This window comes from Pseudomonas tructae (genome assembly GCF_004214895.1).
GTDB lineage: Bacteria > Pseudomonadota > Gammaproteobacteria > Pseudomonadales > Pseudomonadaceae > Aquipseudomonas > Aquipseudomonas tructae.
The window spans coordinates 2,163,406-2,178,302 of the sequence record NZ_CP035952.1; the positions used below are offsets into that span (position 1 = coordinate 2,163,406).

The window sequence follows — 14,897 nt, forward strand, 5'->3', positions numbered from 1 at the left end:
ACAATGTTGCAAGTCGAAGTTTATCGTTACAACCCCGATACCGACTCGGCACCCAAGATGCAGGTGTTCCAGGTCGATACCGGCGGCAAGGACCTGATGGTTCTCGATGTCCTGGCACTGATCAAGGAGCAGGACGAAGGTTTCTCCTACCGTCGCTCCTGCCGTGAAGGTGTTTGCGGTTCCGATGGCATGAACATCAACGGCAAGAACGGCCTGGCGTGCATCACGCCGCTGTCGGCGGTGGTCAAGCGCAACAAGCTGATTGTGCGTCCGCTGCCTGGCCTGCCAGTGATTCGTGACCTGGTCGTCGATATGAGCATCTTCTACAAGCAGTACGAGAAGGTGAAGCCTTTCCTGCAGAACGACACGCCGGCTCCGGCCATCGAGCGTCTGCAGTCGCCGGAAGAGCGCGAGAAGCTGGACGGTCTGTACGAGTGCATCCTGTGCGCTTGCTGCTCGACTTCCTGCCCGTCGTTCTGGTGGAACCCGGACAAGTTCCTCGGTCCAGCTGCACTGCTGCAGGCCTATCGTTTCCTGGCCGACAGCCGTGACACCAAGACCCAGGAGCGTCTGGCTTCGCTGGATGACCCGTTCAGCGTGTTCCGTTGCCGCGGCATCATGAACTGCGTGAACGTTTGCCCTAAAGGTCTGAACCCGACCAAGGCCATCGGTCACGTACGTAACATGCTGCTGCAAAGCGGTACCTGATTTTAAAAGTGTTGTACCCGTAGTACGCCCAGGTGCGGGCCTTTGCCCGCACCCAGGTGAAACCAGAGCTAGGGCCCACAAAGCCCAAGCTTTTACCTATGAAGATATGAGACCAGCAGGGGCTTCCGGGCTGGTACCCGGAAAATCTGTAGGATCCTTGGTGGCTTGGTTGGGTCGCTGCATCAGGACTTTCCCAGGCGTGCTGTGGTTCTTGCCGATCCGTCCCCTAACCGAGGGTGACCAAGCATGCAAGAAAGCGTGATGCAGCGCATGTGGGATAGCGCCCACCTTTCAGGTGGTAACGCTGCATATGTGGAAGAGCTCTACGAGCTCTACCTGCACGACCCTAACGCTGTGCCAGAAGAGTGGCGCACTTACTTCCAGAAGTTGCCCGCCGAAGGCAGCACCGCTACCGATGTATCGCACTCGACGATCCGCGACCATTTCGTATTGCTGGCAAAGAACCAGCGCCGCGCCCAACCGGTTTCCGCCGGGAGCGTGAGCAGTGAACACGAGAAGAAGCAGGTTGAAGTGCTGCGACTGATCCAGGCCTACCGTATGCGCGGCCACCAAGCCGCGAAGCTCGACCCCCTGGGGTTGTGGCAGCGCCCTGCGCCAGTAGACCTGTCGATCAATCATTACGGCTTGACCAATGCCGATCTTGATACGACCTTCCGTGCCGGCGACCTGTTCATCGGCAAAGAGGAAGCGAGCCTACGCGAAATCTTCGACGCTTTGCAGCAGACATATTGCCGCACCATTGGCGCCGAATTTACCCACATCGTCGACTCCGAACAGCGCAGCTGGTTCCAGCAGCGTCTGGAAAGCGTGCGTGGGCGTCCAGTCTTCTCTGCGGATATTCAGAGCCACCTGCTCGAGCGCGTCACCGCCGCCGAGGGTCTGGAAAAATACCTGGGTACCAAATACCCGGGTACCAAGCGTTTCGGTCTGGAAGGCGGCGAGAGCCTGATTCCGATGCTGGACGAGCTGATTCAACGCTCCGGTTCCTACGGCACCAAGGAAGTTGTCATCGGCATGGCCCACCGTGGCCGTCTGAACGTCCTGGTCAACACCTTCGGCAAGAACCCGCGCGAGCTGTTCGACGAGTTCGAAGGCAAGAAGAAGGTCGAGCTGGGCTCCGGTGACGTGAAATACCACCAGGGCTTCTCGTCCAACGTAATGACCGCAGGTGGTGAAGTTCACCTGGCCATGGCGTTCAACCCTTCGCACCTGGAAATCGTCTCGCCAGTGGTTGAAGGTTCGGTACGTGCCCGTCAGGACCGTCGCAACGACACCGTTGGCGACAAGGTATTGCCGATCTCCCTCCACGGTGACGCGGCTTTCGCCGGTCAAGGCGTGGTCATGGAAACCTTCCAGATGTCGCAGACCCGCGGTTTCAAGACCGGCGGTACCGTGCACATCGTGATCAACAACCAGGTTGGTTTCACCATCAGCAACCCGCTGGACTCGCGCTCCACCGAGTACGCCACCGACGTCGCCAAGATGATTCAGGCGCCGATCCTGCACGTCAACGGTGATGATCCGGAAGCGGTGCTGTTCGTGACCCAGCTGGCGGTTGACTACCGCATGCAGTTCAAGCGTGACGTGGTCATCGACCTGGTCTGCTACCGTCGTCGCGGCCACAACGAGGCTGACGAGCCGAACGGTACCCAGCCGCTGATGTACCAGCAGATCGCCAAGCAGCGCACTACCCGCGAGCTGTACGCCGAAGCCCTGACCCAGGCGGGTCGCCTTGACGCCGAACGCGTCCAGGCCAAGGTCGACGAGTACCGCAATGCGCTGGACAACGGCCTGCACGTAGTAAAAAGCCTGGTCAAAGAGCCGAACAAAGAGCTGTTCGTTGACTGGCGTCCGTACCTGGGCCACGCCTGGACCGCGCGTCACGACACCCGCTTCGACCTCAAGACCCTGCAGGAGCTGTCGGCCAAGCTGCTGGAACTGCCGGAAGGCTTCGTGGTTCAGCGTCAGGTTTCGAAGATCTACGAAGATCGCCAGAAGATGCAGGCCGGTGGCTTGCCGATCAACTGGGGCTACGCCGAAACCATGGCCTACGCTACCTTGGCGTTCGAAGGTCATCCGATTCGCATGACCGGTCAGGATATTGGTCGCGGCACCTTCTCGCACCGCCACGCGGTGTTGCACAACCAGAAGGATGCAAGCACCTACATCCCGTTGCAGAACCTCTATGAAGGCCAGCCACGTTTCGACCTGTACGATTCGTTCCTGTCCGAAGAAGCGGTCCTGGCATTCGAATACGGCTACTCGACCACCACGCCAAACGCGCTGGTGATCTGGGAAGCCCAGTTCGGTGACTTCGCCAACGGTGCCCAGGTGGTTGTCGACCAGTTCATCACCAGCGGCGAGCACAAGTGGGGCCGTCTGTGCGGTCTGACCATGCTGCTGCCACACGGTTATGAAGGGCAGGGGCCTGAGCACTCCTCGGCACGTCTGGAACGTTACCTGCAGCTGTGCGCCGAGCACAACGTCCAGGTCTGCGTACCGACCACGCCGGCTCAGATCTACCACCTGCTGCGTCGTCAGGTCATCCGTCCGCTGCGCAAGCCGCTGATCGTGCTGACGCCAAAGTCGCTGCTGCGCCACAAGCTGGCTATCTCGACCCTGGAAGATCTGGCCGAAGGCTCGTTCCAGACCGTGATCCCGGAAATCGATACCCTCGATCCGAAGAACGTCACGCGCCTGGTCCTGTGCAGCGGCAAGGTCTACTACGATCTGCTGGAAAAACGCCGTGCCGAAGGCCGCGAAGATATCGCCATCGTGCGTATCGAGCAGCTGTATCCGTTCCCTGAAGACGACCTGGTCGAGATCCTTGCGCCGTACACCCAGCTCAAGGATGTGGTGTGGTGCCAGGAAGAACCAATGAACCAGGGCGCCTGGTACAGCAGCCAACACCACATGCGTCGTATCCTGACCCGTCACAACAAGGACCTGGTCCTCGAGTACGCCGGTCGCGATGCTTCGGCAGCACCTGCTTGTGGTTACGCTTCGATGCACGCCGAGCAGCAGGAAAAACTGCTGCAAGATGCCTTCACCGTTTAATGCCATCGCGCACCAGAAACCGAATTTAAGGAACCACTGATAATGGCTATCGAGATCAAAGCCCCTACTTTCCCGGAATCGGTTGCCGATGGCACCGTTGCCACCTGGCACAAGCAACCGGGCGAAGCCGTCAAGCGTGACGAGCTGATCGTCGACATCGAAACCGACAAGGTTGTCCTGGAAGTATTGGCTACCGCCGACGGCGTACTGGGTGCAATCGTCAAGGGCGAGGGCGAGACCGTCCTGTCCGACGAAGTCCTGGGTTCGATCGTGGAAGGTGGCGCTGCCGCTGCTGCACCTGCTGCTGCCGTGCCTGCCGCCGCTGCCGCTCCTGCTGCCGCCAGCGCTGAGGCCGAAGACGCTATCGCCGCGCCTGCTGCCCGCAAGCTGGCTGAAGAAAACGGCATCGCCCTGAACAGCATCAAGGGCACCGGCAAAGACGGTCGCATCACCAAGGAAGACGCTGTTGCTGCCATCGAAGCGAAGAAATCCGCTCCGGCTGCCGCACCTGCCGCCAAGCCAGCTGCTGCCGCTGCTGCTCCGGTTGTCGCCACTGGCGACCGTACCGAGAAGCGTGTGCCGATGACCCGCGTGCGCGCCACCGTGGCCAAGCGCCTGGTAGAAGCACAGTCGAACATGGCCATGCTGACCACCTTCAACGAAGTCGACATGACTGAAGTCATGGCCCTGCGTTCGAAGTACAAGGACCTGTTCGAGAAGACCCACAACGGTGTACGCCTGGGCTTCATGTCGTTCTTCGTCAAGGCGGCCACCGAAGCGCTGAAACGCTTCCCGGCAGTCAACGCCTCGATCGACGGTTCCGACATCGTCTACCACGGTTATGCGGACGTCGGCGTTGCCGTTTCCAGCGACCGCGGCCTGGTGGTACCGGTACTGCGCAACGCCGAGCAAATGAGCTTGGCGGAAATCGAGAACGGCATCGCCACCTTCGGCAAGAAGGCCCGTGACGGCAAGCTGTCGATCGACGAAATGACCGGCGGTACCTTCACCATCACCAACGGTGGTACCTTTGGTTCGATGATGTCGACCCCGATCGTCAACCCGCCGCAGGCTGCGATCCTGGGTATGCACAACATCATCCAGCGTCCTATGGCTGTTAATGGTCAGGTCGTGATCCGTCCGATGATGTACCTGGCGCTGTCCTATGACCACCGTCTGATCGACGGTAAAGAAGCCGTGACCTTCCTGGTGACCATCAAGAACCTGCTGGAAGACCCGGCTCGTCTGCTGCTGGACATCTAAAAAAGCAGCTGCAAGTTGCAAGCGACAAGCTTCAAGTAGAAGCCGGTCGTCTTGCAGCTTGCAGCTTGTGGCTTGAAGCTAAAAGGAATCTTTTATGACCCAGAAATTCGACGTGGTAGTGATTGGCGCAGGTCCTGGCGGCTACGTAGCTGCTATCAAGGCTGCGCAACTTGGTCTGAGCACTGCCTGTATCGAGAAGTACACCGATGGCGAGGGCAAGCTGGCCCTCGGCGGTACCTGCCTGAACGTGGGTTGCATTCCTTCCAAGGCACTGCTGGACAGCTCCTGGAAGTACAAGGAAGCCAAAGAAAGCTTCAACGTCCACGGCATCTCCACCGGCGAAGTCAAAATGGACGTCGCTGCGATGGTTGGCCGCAAGGCTGGCATCGTCAAGAACCTGACCGGCGGTGTTGCCACCCTGTTCAAGGCCAACGGCGTCACTTCGATCCAGGGCCACGGCAAGCTGCTGGCTGGCAAGAAAGTCGAAGTCACCAAGGCTGACGGCACCACCGAAATCATCGAAGCCGAGAACGTCATCCTGGCTTCCGGTTCGCGTCCGATCGACATTCCACCGGCTCCGGTCGACCAGAATGTCATCGTTGACTCCACCGGCGCCCTGGAATTCCAAACCGTACCCAAGCGCCTGGGCGTCATCGGTGCTGGCGTGATCGGTCTGGAGCTGGGTTCGGTCTGGGCTCGCCTGGGTGCTGAAGTCACCGTTCTGGAAGCACTGGACACCTTCCTGATGGCAGCCGACACCGCCGTCTCCAAGGAAGCGCTGAAAACCCTGACCAAGCAAGGTCTGGACATCAAGCTGGGCGCCCGCGTGACCGGCTCCAAGGTCAACGGCGCTGAAGTCGAAGTGACCTACACCGATGCCAACGGCGAGCAGAAGATCACCTTCGACAAGCTGATCGTTGCGGTCGGTCGTCGTCCAGTGACCACCGACCTGCTGGCTGCCGACAGCGGCGTGACCATCGACGAGCGTGGTTTTGTCTTCGTTGACGATCATTGCGCGACCAGCGTTCCGGGCGTTTTCGCCATCGGTGACGTGGTTCGTGGCATGATGCTGGCACACAAGGCCTCGGAAGAGGGCATCATGGTCGTCGAGCGCATCAAGGGCCACAAAGCCCAGATGAACTACGACCTGATCCCGTCGGTTATCTACACCCACCCGGAAATCGCGTGGGTCGGTAAAACCGAACAAGCCTTGAAGGCCGAAGGCGTTGAGGTTAACGTGGGCACCTTCCCGTTCGCGGCCAGCGGCCGTGCGATGGCTGCCAACGACACCGGTGGTTTCGTCAAGGTCATCGCCGATGCCAAGACCGACCGCGTTCTGGGTGTACACGTGATTGGCCCATCGGCTGCCGAACTGGTTCAGCAGGGTGCAATCGCAATGGAATTCGGTTCCAGCGCCGAAGACCTGGGCATGATGGTTTTCTCCCATCCGACCCTGTCCGAAGCGCTGCATGAAGCCGCGCTGGCGGTGAATGGCGGTGCCATTCACGTTGCCAACCGTAAGAAGCGTTAAACAATAAGAAACCACGGCGGGTGGCCCGTCGTGAGTCTTGCGTGCATGACTCACCGCGGAAAGTCCGCCGGACTCGAACTCCCGGAGCATACCGGGGGCAAGTGGTCACAGGTGGCGCGGCACTCCCATGGAGCGCAGCGCCGAAGCGCAGTACCTAACGAAGACGGTAAAAAGCATGAATCTTCACGAGTATCAGGGTAAGCAGCTGTTCGCTGAATACGGCCTGCCAGTTTCCAAGGGTTTCGCAGTCGACACCCCTGAAGCTGCCGCAGAAGCGTGCGACAAGATCGGTGGTACCGAGTGGGTTGTCAAAGCCCAGGTCCACGCCGGTGGTCGCGGTAAAGCGGGCGGCGTCAAGCTGGTTCGCAGCAAGGAAGACGCCAAGGCGTTCGCTGCGCAATGGTTGGGCAAGCGTCTGGTGACCTACCAGACTGACGCCAACGGTCAGCCAGTGACCAAGATCCTGGTCGAATCCTGCACTGACATCGCCAAAGAGCTGTACCTGGGCGCTGTAGTCGACCGTTCGAGCCGTCGTATCGTGTTCATGGCCTCCACCGAAGGTGGCGTGGACATCGAGAAAGTCGCTCACGAGACTCCTGAGAAGATCATCAAGGCTACTATCGATCCACTGGTTGGCGCTCAGCCATTCCAGGGTCGTGAACTGGCATTCCAGCTCGGTCTGGAAGGCAAGCAAGTTGCTCAGTTCGCCAAGATTTTCGTCGGCCTGGCCAAGCTGTTCAAAGAACACGACCTGGCCCTGCTGGAAGTGAACCCGCTGGTCATCAAGGCCGACGGCGACCTGCACTGCCTCGATGCCAAGATCAACATCGACGCTAACGCCATGTACCGTCAGCCTAAGCTGAAAACCTTCCACGACCCGTCCCAGGACGATCCTCGTGAAGCCCACGCTGCCAGCTTCGAGCTGAACTACGTGGCCCTGGAAGGCAACATCGGCTGCATGGTCAACGGTGCCGGCCTGGCCATGGGTACCATGGACATCGTCAACCTGCACGGCGGCAAGCCAGCCAACTTCCTCGACGTAGGTGGTGGTGCTACCAAAGAGCGCGTGACCGAAGCCTTCAAGATCATCCTGTCCGACAGCAATGTCGCGGCCGTTCTGGTCAACATCTTCGGCGGCATCGTTCGTTGCGACATGATTGCCGAAGGCATCATCGGTGCAGTGAAAGAAGTCGGCGTGAAAGTGCCGGTTGTTGTTCGCCTGGAAGGTAACAACGCTGAACTGGGTGCTAAAGTACTGGCAGAAAGCGGTTTGAACATCATTGCTGCAACCAGCCTGACCGACGCTGCTCAACAAGTTGTCAAAGCTGCGGAGGGCAAATAATGAGCGTCCTGATCAATAAAGACACCAAAGTTATTTGCCAGGGCTTCACCGGCTCGCAAGGTACTTTCCACTCCGAACAAGCCATCGCCTACGGCACCAAGATGGTTGGCGGCGTGACCCCAGGCAAAGGTGGCTCTACCCACCTGGGCCTGCCAGTGTTCAACACTGTGAAAGAAGCTGTAGAAGCCACCGGCGCTGATGCGTCGGTCATCTACGTTCCGGCTCCTTTCTGCAAGGACTCGATCCTGGAAGCGGCCTTCGGCGGCATCAAGCTGATCGTCTGCATCACCGAAGGCATTCCTACCCTGGACATGCTCGATGCCAAGGTCAAGTGCGACGAACTGGGTGTTACCCTGATCGGCCCTAACTGCCCAGGCGTCATCACTCCGGGCGAGTGCAAGATCGGCATCATGCCAGGTCACATCCACTTGCCAGGCAAGGTCGGTATCGTTTCGCGTTCCGGCACCCTGACCTACGAAGCGGTCAAGCAGACCACTGACGCCGGTTTCGGTCAGTCCACCTGCGTCGGTATCGGTGGCGACCCGATCCCGGGCTCCAACTTCATCGACATCCTGAAGCTGTTCCAGGAAGACCCGAAGACCGAAGCGATCGTCATGATCGGTGAGATCGGCGGTTCGGCTGAAGAAGAAGCGGCTGCCTACATCAAGGCCAACGTCACCAAGCCTGTAGTTTCCTATATTGCTGGTGTTACCGCTCCTGCGGGCAAGCGTATGGGCCACGCTGGCGCCATCATCTCTGGCGGCAAAGGCACTGCAGACGAGAAATTCGCTGCGCTGCAGGACGCTGGTGTGAAAACCGTGCGTTCGCTGGCAGACATCGGCAAGGCCCTGGCCGAGCTGACTGGCTGGGAAGTGAAGAAGTAATCACTGCCCGGTAAGCAAAGAGGCCACCTTCGGGTGGCCTTTTTGTTTTGCGTTGATTGCTTTCGCGGGGCAAGCCCGCTCCTGCATATCCTGTGGGAGCGGGCTTGCCCCGCGATGTTTTCTGGCAAAAAAGCGGTCATCCAGACGACATGTACATTCGCACATCGGACAAGCAGCCCTGCAACAGTGCGTTTCTGTGACAAATTCGTTAACCTATGCACTCATTTTGTGCCCGCTCCCCAAAAGGGAACGACACGCTAAACGGGTCTGGCTCATCCAGCCAGGCAGCATTTCCCTCACCCAAGGGGAAATCCCTCTCTAAATCCCGATTTCAGCAGTGTGGTATTTCCTTAATGAAAGTTTTAAAAGGCCAGGACATCCTGGCACTTGGTTTTATGACGTTCGCTTTGTTCGTCGGCGCGGGCAATATCATTTTCCCACCTATCGTCGGTCTGCAATCCGGTCCGCATGTGTGGATGGCGGCGCTGGGCTTCCTGATCACCGCTGTGGGCCTGCCGGTCATCACGGTTGTCGCCCTGGCCAAGGTCGGCGGCGGCATGGATGCCCTGAGCAGCCCGATCGGCAAGGTTGCCGGTGGCCTGCTGGCGGCGGTGTGCTACCTCTCGGTAGGACCGCTGTTCGCCACCCCGCGTACCGCCACCGTCTCCTTCGAGGTCGGTGTTGCACCGCTGACCGGTGAAAGCCCGATGGCGTTGTTCCTCTACAGCCTGGTGTACTTCCTGGTGGTACTGGCAGTGTCGATGTATCCGGGCAAGCTGCTCGATACCGTCGGCCGCTTCCTCGCGCCACTGAAGATCATTGCCCTGGCTGCGCTGGGCATTGCCGCGTTCATGCTGCCCGCTGGTGGCATCGGTGAAGCGCAGCCGGCCTATGTTGCAGCACCGTTCTCCCAGGGTTTCATCAATGGTTACCTGACCATGGATACCCTTGGCGCACTGGTGTTCGGTATCGTCATCGTCAACGCCATTCGTTCGCGCGGCGTCGAGTCGCCACAGCTGATCACCCGTTACGCGATCATCGCCGGCCTGATCGCCGGTGTCGGCCTGGCCCTGGTGTACATCAGCCTGTTCCGCCTGGGTGCCGGCAGCCATGAAATTGCCGCCGGTGCCAGCAACGGCGCAGCGGTGTTGCATGCCTATGTCCAGCACACCTTCGGCTCGTTGGGCAGCGGCTTCCTCGCCGTGCTGATCGCCCTGGCCTGCCTGGTCACCGCAGTCGGCCTGACGTGCGCCTGCGCCGAGTACTTCAGCCAGGTACTGCCGCTGTCGTACCGTACCCTGGTGGTGATCCTTGCGGCGTTCTCGCTGCTGATCTCCAACCTGGGCCTGACCAAGCTGATCCTGTTCTCGATCCCGGTACTCACCGCCATCTACCCACCGTGCATCGTGGTCGTGGGCCTGAGCTTCTGCAAGGAGCTGTGGAACTCCCAGGTTCGCATCCTGGGGCCAGTGATGCTGGTGTCGCTGCTGTTCGGCATGGTCGATGCCATCAAGGGCACGGCGCTGGCCGGCAAGCTGCCAGAATTTTTGGCTCACCTGCCGCTGAGCGAGCAGGGCCTGGCCTGGCTGGTGCCTTCGGTGGTTACCCTGGGCCTTGCGGTACTGTGTGACCGCATGCTGGGCAAGCCACGCGAAGTGCTGGCCTGAGAATCGGCCAAGTGACGGGCACCGGCCACAAGCCAACAGGGTGAGCGTCACGGCAGATTCCGAGCCCCGCGTCCGAAAGGATGCGGGGCTTTTTCGTTTCTGTGGCCAGTACGTGTCTTTTTCTGCGGTAAAGCGTCGAAAGCTGGTCAATGGGTTTTATTGTGTTCGAAACTTCAATCAGGACCTTGCATGAGCTTCATTCAAAGCAATCTGATTCACCTGCTGGCCGCCTGCTGGTTTGCCGTCTGCTGGGGCGGGTACACCCGTTATGCGACCTGGAAGGGTCGCGATACCGCGTGCCTGGCCAGCGTGCTGCACCTTTACCGGGAAGACTGGATGCGCCGGATGCTGATGCGTGACAACCGTATCGCCGATGCCAGCGTGATCGGCAACCTGGAGCGCAATGCGTCGTTCTTTGCCTCCAGTACCTTGATTATCCTTGCCGGTATTCTCACCGTGCTCGGCGCTTCGGACCGTGCCGTGTCGTTGCTGGCGGACCTGCCGCTGGTGCAGCAGGCGTCCCAGGGCATGTCGGAAATCAAGTTGCTGTGCCTGGCGATGGTGTTCGTCTATGCCTTCTTTACCTTCAGCTGGTGCATGCGCCAATACAACTTTGCCGCCGTGCTGGTGGGCTCGGCGCCGATGATCGGTGAACGTCATGTCAGTGAACTTGAGCGCAAGGCTTTTGCCCTTAGAGCCGCCAAGGTTATTTCCCTGGCGGCCAACCAGTTCAACTTTGGCCTGCGTTCCTATTACTTTGGCATGGCCATGCTTTGCTGGTTTATCAGCCCCTGGTTGTTCATGTTGATGAGTACCGGGGTGGTGCTGGTACTGTACCGTCGTGAGTTTCATTCCGATGTTCTCGAGGTAATGGTCTATACCCCGACCGAAGCACCGGTCGTGGAGCCGGCTAAAGAGAACCTGGCCTGAGCCGGCACGACTGAATCGTTTAACTCAATTTCAACAGGCATAAAAAAACCCGACAGCGTCGGGTTTTTTTATTCCAGCAGGCGTGCTTACTTGGCAGGCTCAGCAGGAGTGACCGGGGCAGCAGGAGCAGCAGGAGCGGCTTCTTCAGCGGCTTTTTGTTGCGCTTCGGCCTGATCTTTGGCGGCTTCGGCGTTTTCTTTCGCTGCCTCGTTCACTTTATCCTGAGCCTCACCCATTTTCTCTTGGGCGTTCTCGGAATGTTGCTGAGCGTCTTGGGCTTTGTTCTCGCTGGCTTTATCGCAAGCGGCCAGACCCAGAGCAGCGGCGAGCATAACGGCAAAAGCAAAAGGTTTACGCATGGGGTGTTTCTCCTTGTGGAATAAGTTACTTGTTCCTTCGAGCTCAAGTAACCGGTAGAAGTTCCGCGCACCATACAGATATATAACAAATGGTTCTATATGGACATTTGTCGATCTGTGTGCATGTTCTCAATGGCCTGAGAGTTTTCAAGATGAACGACACTTCGTTACAGGCGATGGCCGAGCGCTTTCTTTCGGCATTGCGCCATTGCCAGGTCCTTCAGATGCGTGTGCATCACGCCGATGCCCAGGGCATGACCCTGGTGTTGCCCTACTCGGCAAAGATCGTCGGCAACCCGCAGACCGGTGCGGTTCATGGCGGGGCGTTGACCACGTTGATGGACACCACCTGCGGTATGGCCACCCTCTGCGCACTGCCTGAGTTCGAGGTTTGCCCGACCCTGGACCTGCGCATCGACTACATGCACCCGGCCGAGGCAGGCAAGGATATCTTTGGCCACGCCTACTGCTACCGTGTCTCGCGCGATGTGATTTTCACCCGCGGCATGGCCTATCAGGACGACCCCGAGCAGCCGATCGCCCAGGTGGTGGGCACCTTCATGCGCCTGGGCAAGGGCATCAAAGGCGGGCTCAATTTTGCCAACAAGCTCAAAGGGGGCGAACAATGATCGCGCCAGAAATCCATCGTCAGCTGCGTAAGGCTCACGCCGAGGGCAATTACCAGCCACTGCTGGAGCTGATTCCTTATGCCGGATTGATTGGTATCCAGTGCAGTCGCCAGGGCGACGACCTGCTGTTTTGCCTGCCGGCCACCCAGGACAACATCGGCAATCCGTTGTTGCCGGCGATCCACGGCGGGGTGATTGCAGGTTTCATGGAGCTGTCGGCGGCGTTGTACCTGCTGATTTTCAGTGAAAGCGCGGCGATCCCGAAAATCATCGACTTTTCCATCGACTACCTGCGCGCCGGCCACTATCGCGATACCTATGCCCAGTGCCAGTTGTGGCGCCAGGGGCGGCGGGTGACCAACGTGGCGATCACGGCCTGGCAGGGCAACCCGGATGTGCCGATTGCCACGGCGCGGGCGCATTTCAAGATCGAAGAAATGACTTCGCCCTTGAAATAGCCCCAGCCACCCCCATCTGTTGTGCATCCCGCCGTAAAAGCAGGCCACCGGCCTGCCTAACGACAACTGTCATCAGATCGGAGTGTTGAAGCATGAGTGTGGAGACTCAAAAAGAAACCCTGGGCTTCCAGACCGAGGTGAAGCAGCTGCTGCACCTCATGATCCATTCCTTGTACTCGAACAAGGAAATCTTCCTGCGCGAATTGATTTCCAACGCCTCCGACGCGGTCGATAAACTGCGCTTCGAGGCCCTGGCCAAGCCAGAGCTGCTCGAGGGTGGCGCCGAGCTGAAAATCCGCCTGAGCTTCGACAAGGACGCCAACACCGTCACCCTCGAAGACAACGGTATCGGCATGAGCCGCGACGAGGTGATTGCACACCTGGGCACCATCGCCAAGTCCGGCACCGCCGACTTCATGAAGAACCTCACCGGCGATCAGAAAAAAGACTCACACCTGATCGGTCAGTTCGGCGTGGGCTTCTACTCGGCCTTTATCGTCGCCGACAAGGTCGACGTGTTCAGCCGCCGCGCCGGCCAGCCAGCTGCCGAAGGCGTGCACTGGTCGTCCAAGGGCGAAGGTGACTTCGACGTCGCCACCATCGACAAGGCCGAGCGCGGTACCCGCATCGTCCTGCACCTGAAAAAGGCTGAGGAAGAGTTCGCCGACGGCTGGCGCCTGCGCAACATCGTCAAGAAATACTCCGATCACATCGCCTTGCCGATCGAGCTGCCAAAACAGGCCGAAGCTGCCGAAGGCGAAGAGAAGCCAGCCGAAGAATGGGAAACCGTCAACCGCGCCAGCGCCCTGTGGACCCGTCCGCGTACCGAGATCAAGGACGAGGAATACCAGGAGTTCTACAAGCACATCGGTCATGACTTCGAGAACCCGCTGGCCTGGAGCCACAACAAGGTCGAAGGCAAGCTGGAATACAACTCGCTGCTTTATGTGCCGGCCCGTGCCCCGTTCGACCTGTACCAGCGTGAAGCGCCGCGTGGCCTGAAGCTGTACGTGCAGCGCGTGTTCATCATGGATCAGGCCGAATCCTTCCTGCCGCTGTACCTGCGCTTCATCAAGGGTGTGGTCGATTCCAACGACCTGTCGCTGAACGTCTCGCGCGAAATCCTGCAGAAAGACCCGATCATCGACTCGATGAAGTCGGCCCTGACCAAGCGCGTGCTGGACATGCTCGAGAAGCTGGCCAAGAACGAGCCTGAGCAGTACAAGGGCTTCTGGAAGAACTTCGGCCAGGTGATGAAGGAAGGTCCGGCTGAGGACTTCGCCAACAAGGAAAAGATCGCCGGTCTGCTGCGTTTCGCCTCCACCCATGACGAAAGCGGTGAGCAGAGCGTTGCCCTGGCCGACTACCTGGCGCGCGCCAAGGAAGGTCAGGACAAGATCTACTTCCTCACCGGCGAATCTTATGCGCAGGTCAAGAACAGCCCGCACCTGGAAGTCTTCCGCAAGAAAGGCATCGAAGTACTGCTGCTCACCGACCGCATCGACGAGTGGCTGATGAGCTACCTGAGCGAGTTCGACGGCAAGAGTTTTGTCGACGTTGCCCGTGGTGACCTGGACCTGGGCAAGCTGGACTCCGACGAGGACAAGAAGGCCCAGGAAGAAGTCGCCAAGGACAAAGAAGGCCTGGTCGAGCGTCTCAAGGCCGCCTTGGGCGAAAGTGTCAGCGAAGTGCGGGTTTCCCACCGCCTGACCGACTCGCCGGCGATCCTGGCCATCGGTGAGCAGGACCTGGGCATGCAGATGCGCCAGATCCTCGAAGCCAGCGGGCAGAAGGTGCCGGACTCCAAGCCGATCTTCGAGTTCAACCCCGGCCATCCACTGATCGAGAAGCTGGACAACGAGCAGAGCGAAGACCGTTTCGCCGACTTCTCGCACATCCTCTTCGATCAGGCCGCGCTGGCCGCGGGCGATAGCCTCAAGGACCCGGCGGCGTACGTTCGTCGCCTGAACAAGCTACTGGTTGAGTTATCGGCTTAAGTAGTTGCAGGAAAGCCCGCCTCGGCGGGCTTTTTTCATGGTGCAAGGAGG

General features: G+C 59.3%; 12 protein-coding genes. 11 read left to right on the forward strand and 1 reads right to left on the reverse strand.

Annotated elements, in window-relative coordinates; translation table 11 throughout:
* Window positions 1-3: 3 nt before the first annotated feature.
* The 8 genes from EXN22_RS09975 to EXN22_RS10010 all read left to right on the forward strand — a co-directional run bounded on the left by EXN22_RS09975 (window position 4) and on the right by EXN22_RS10010 (window position 11,403).
* Window positions 4-708 carry a succinate dehydrogenase iron-sulfur subunit gene (locus EXN22_RS09975; protein WP_010224678.1) on the forward strand — a complete coding sequence of 235 codons (705 nt, stop codon included), beginning with the start codon at window positions 4-6 and terminating at the stop codon, window positions 706-708.
* A 246-nt stretch (window positions 709-954) separates the two neighbouring features.
* Window positions 955-3,786, forward strand: coding sequence for a 2-oxoglutarate dehydrogenase E1 component (locus EXN22_RS09980; protein ID WP_130263895.1), 2,832 nt, complete (start codon window positions 955-957; stop codon window positions 3,784-3,786).
* Between the two features lie 42 nt (window positions 3,787-3,828).
* Complete coding sequence (odhB, locus tag EXN22_RS09985; RefSeq protein ID WP_130263896.1) at window positions 3,829-5,049, forward strand: 2-oxoglutarate dehydrogenase complex dihydrolipoyllysine-residue succinyltransferase; 1,221 nt, start codon at window positions 3,829-3,831, stop codon at window positions 5,047-5,049.
* Between the two features lie 94 nt (window positions 5,050-5,143).
* Window positions 5,144-6,580, forward strand: a complete 1,437-nt coding sequence (gene lpdA, locus EXN22_RS09990) for a dihydrolipoyl dehydrogenase (RefSeq protein WP_130263897.1) — start codon at window positions 5,144-5,146, stop codon at window positions 6,578-6,580.
* Window positions 6,581-6,755: 175 nt separating this feature from the next.
* On the forward strand, window positions 6,756-7,922 hold the full coding sequence (gene sucC, locus EXN22_RS09995; protein WP_010224674.1) for an ADP-forming succinate--CoA ligase subunit beta: 1,167 nt from the start codon (window positions 6,756-6,758) through the stop codon (window positions 7,920-7,922).
* Window positions 7,922-8,806, forward strand: a complete 885-nt coding sequence (sucD, locus tag EXN22_RS10000; RefSeq protein ID WP_045200545.1) for a succinate--CoA ligase subunit alpha — start codon at window positions 7,922-7,924, stop codon at window positions 8,804-8,806. Before sucC ends, sucD begins: the two co-directional genes overlap by 1 nt.
* A 353-nt stretch (window positions 8,807-9,159) precedes the next feature.
* Entirely contained in the window at window positions 9,160-10,473 is a 1,314-nt protein-coding gene (gene brnQ / locus EXN22_RS10005; protein WP_130263898.1) for a branched-chain amino acid transport system II carrier protein, read from the forward strand.
* A 189-nt stretch (window positions 10,474-10,662) separates the two neighbouring features.
* Window positions 10,663-11,403: a DUF599 domain-containing protein gene (locus EXN22_RS10010; RefSeq protein ID WP_130263899.1), complete on the forward strand. Its 741-nt coding sequence runs from the start codon at window positions 10,663-10,665 to the stop codon at window positions 11,401-11,403.
* Window positions 11,404-11,489: 86 nt separating this feature from the next.
* On the opposite strand, the gene EXN22_RS10015 is transcribed toward EXN22_RS10010, so the two are convergent.
* Window positions 11,490-11,762, reverse strand: a complete 273-nt coding sequence (locus EXN22_RS10015) for a hypothetical protein (protein ID WP_130263900.1) — start codon at window positions 11,760-11,762, stop codon at window positions 11,490-11,492.
* A gap of 152 nt (window positions 11,763-11,914) precedes the next feature.
* Here EXN22_RS10015 and EXN22_RS10020 point away from each other — a divergent pair, with 152 nt between their 5' ends.
* The 3 genes from EXN22_RS10020 (at window position 11,915) to htpG (ending at window position 14,846) form a co-directional block, all read left to right on the forward strand.
* Window positions 11,915-12,391 carry a PaaI family thioesterase gene (locus tag EXN22_RS10020; RefSeq protein WP_130263901.1) on the forward strand — a complete coding sequence of 159 codons (477 nt, stop codon included), beginning with the start codon at window positions 11,915-11,917 and terminating at the stop codon, window positions 12,389-12,391.
* Window positions 12,388-12,849 (forward strand): PaaI family thioesterase, encoded by a 462-nt coding sequence (locus EXN22_RS10025; protein WP_130263902.1) that lies wholly within the window; start codon window positions 12,388-12,390, stop codon window positions 12,847-12,849. The genes EXN22_RS10020 and EXN22_RS10025 overlap by 4 nt, the downstream gene beginning before the upstream one ends.
* 92 nt (window positions 12,850-12,941) lie before the next feature.
* The gene (gene htpG / locus EXN22_RS10030; RefSeq protein ID WP_130263903.1) at window positions 12,942-14,846 is read left to right on the forward strand and encodes a molecular chaperone HtpG; all 1,905 of its coding nucleotides are present in this window, start codon (window positions 12,942-12,944) and stop codon (window positions 14,844-14,846) included.
* Window positions 14,847-14,897 lie beyond the last annotated feature (51 nt).

Bases quoted from the DNA above. Each gene is read 5' to 3' on its own strand.
- sucD (WP_045200545.1), top strand. From the start codon at position 7,922: ATGAGCGTCCTGATCAATAAAGACACCAAAGTTATTTGCCAGGGCTTC.
- brnQ (WP_130263898.1), top strand. From the start codon at position 9,160: ATGAAAGTTTTAAAAGGCCAGGACATCCTGGCACTTGGTTTTATGACG.
- sucC (WP_010224674.1), top strand. From the start codon at position 6,756: ATGAATCTTCACGAGTATCAGGGTAAGCAGCTGTTCGCTGAATACGGC.
- htpG (WP_130263903.1), top strand. From the start codon at position 12,942: ATGAGTGTGGAGACTCAAAAAGAAACCCTGGGCTTCCAGACCGAGGTG.
- EXN22_RS10020 (WP_130263901.1), top strand. From the start codon at position 11,915: ATGAACGACACTTCGTTACAGGCGATGGCCGAGCGCTTTCTTTCGGCA.
- EXN22_RS09980 (WP_130263895.1), top strand. From the start codon at position 955: ATGCAAGAAAGCGTGATGCAGCGCATGTGGGATAGCGCCCACCTTTCA.
- EXN22_RS10015 (WP_130263900.1), bottom strand. From the start codon at position 11,762: ATGCGTAAACCTTTTGCTTTTGCCGTTATGCTCGCCGCTGCTCTGGGT.
- lpdA (WP_130263897.1), top strand. From the start codon at position 5,144: ATGACCCAGAAATTCGACGTGGTAGTGATTGGCGCAGGTCCTGGCGGC.
- odhB (WP_130263896.1), top strand. From the start codon at position 3,829: ATGGCTATCGAGATCAAAGCCCCTACTTTCCCGGAATCGGTTGCCGAT.
- EXN22_RS10010 (WP_130263899.1), top strand. From the start codon at position 10,663: ATGAGCTTCATTCAAAGCAATCTGATTCACCTGCTGGCCGCCTGCTGG.
- EXN22_RS09975 (WP_010224678.1), top strand. From the start codon at position 4: ATGTTGCAAGTCGAAGTTTATCGTTACAACCCCGATACCGACTCGGCA.
- EXN22_RS10025 (WP_130263902.1), top strand. From the start codon at position 12,388: ATGATCGCGCCAGAAATCCATCGTCAGCTGCGTAAGGCTCACGCCGAG.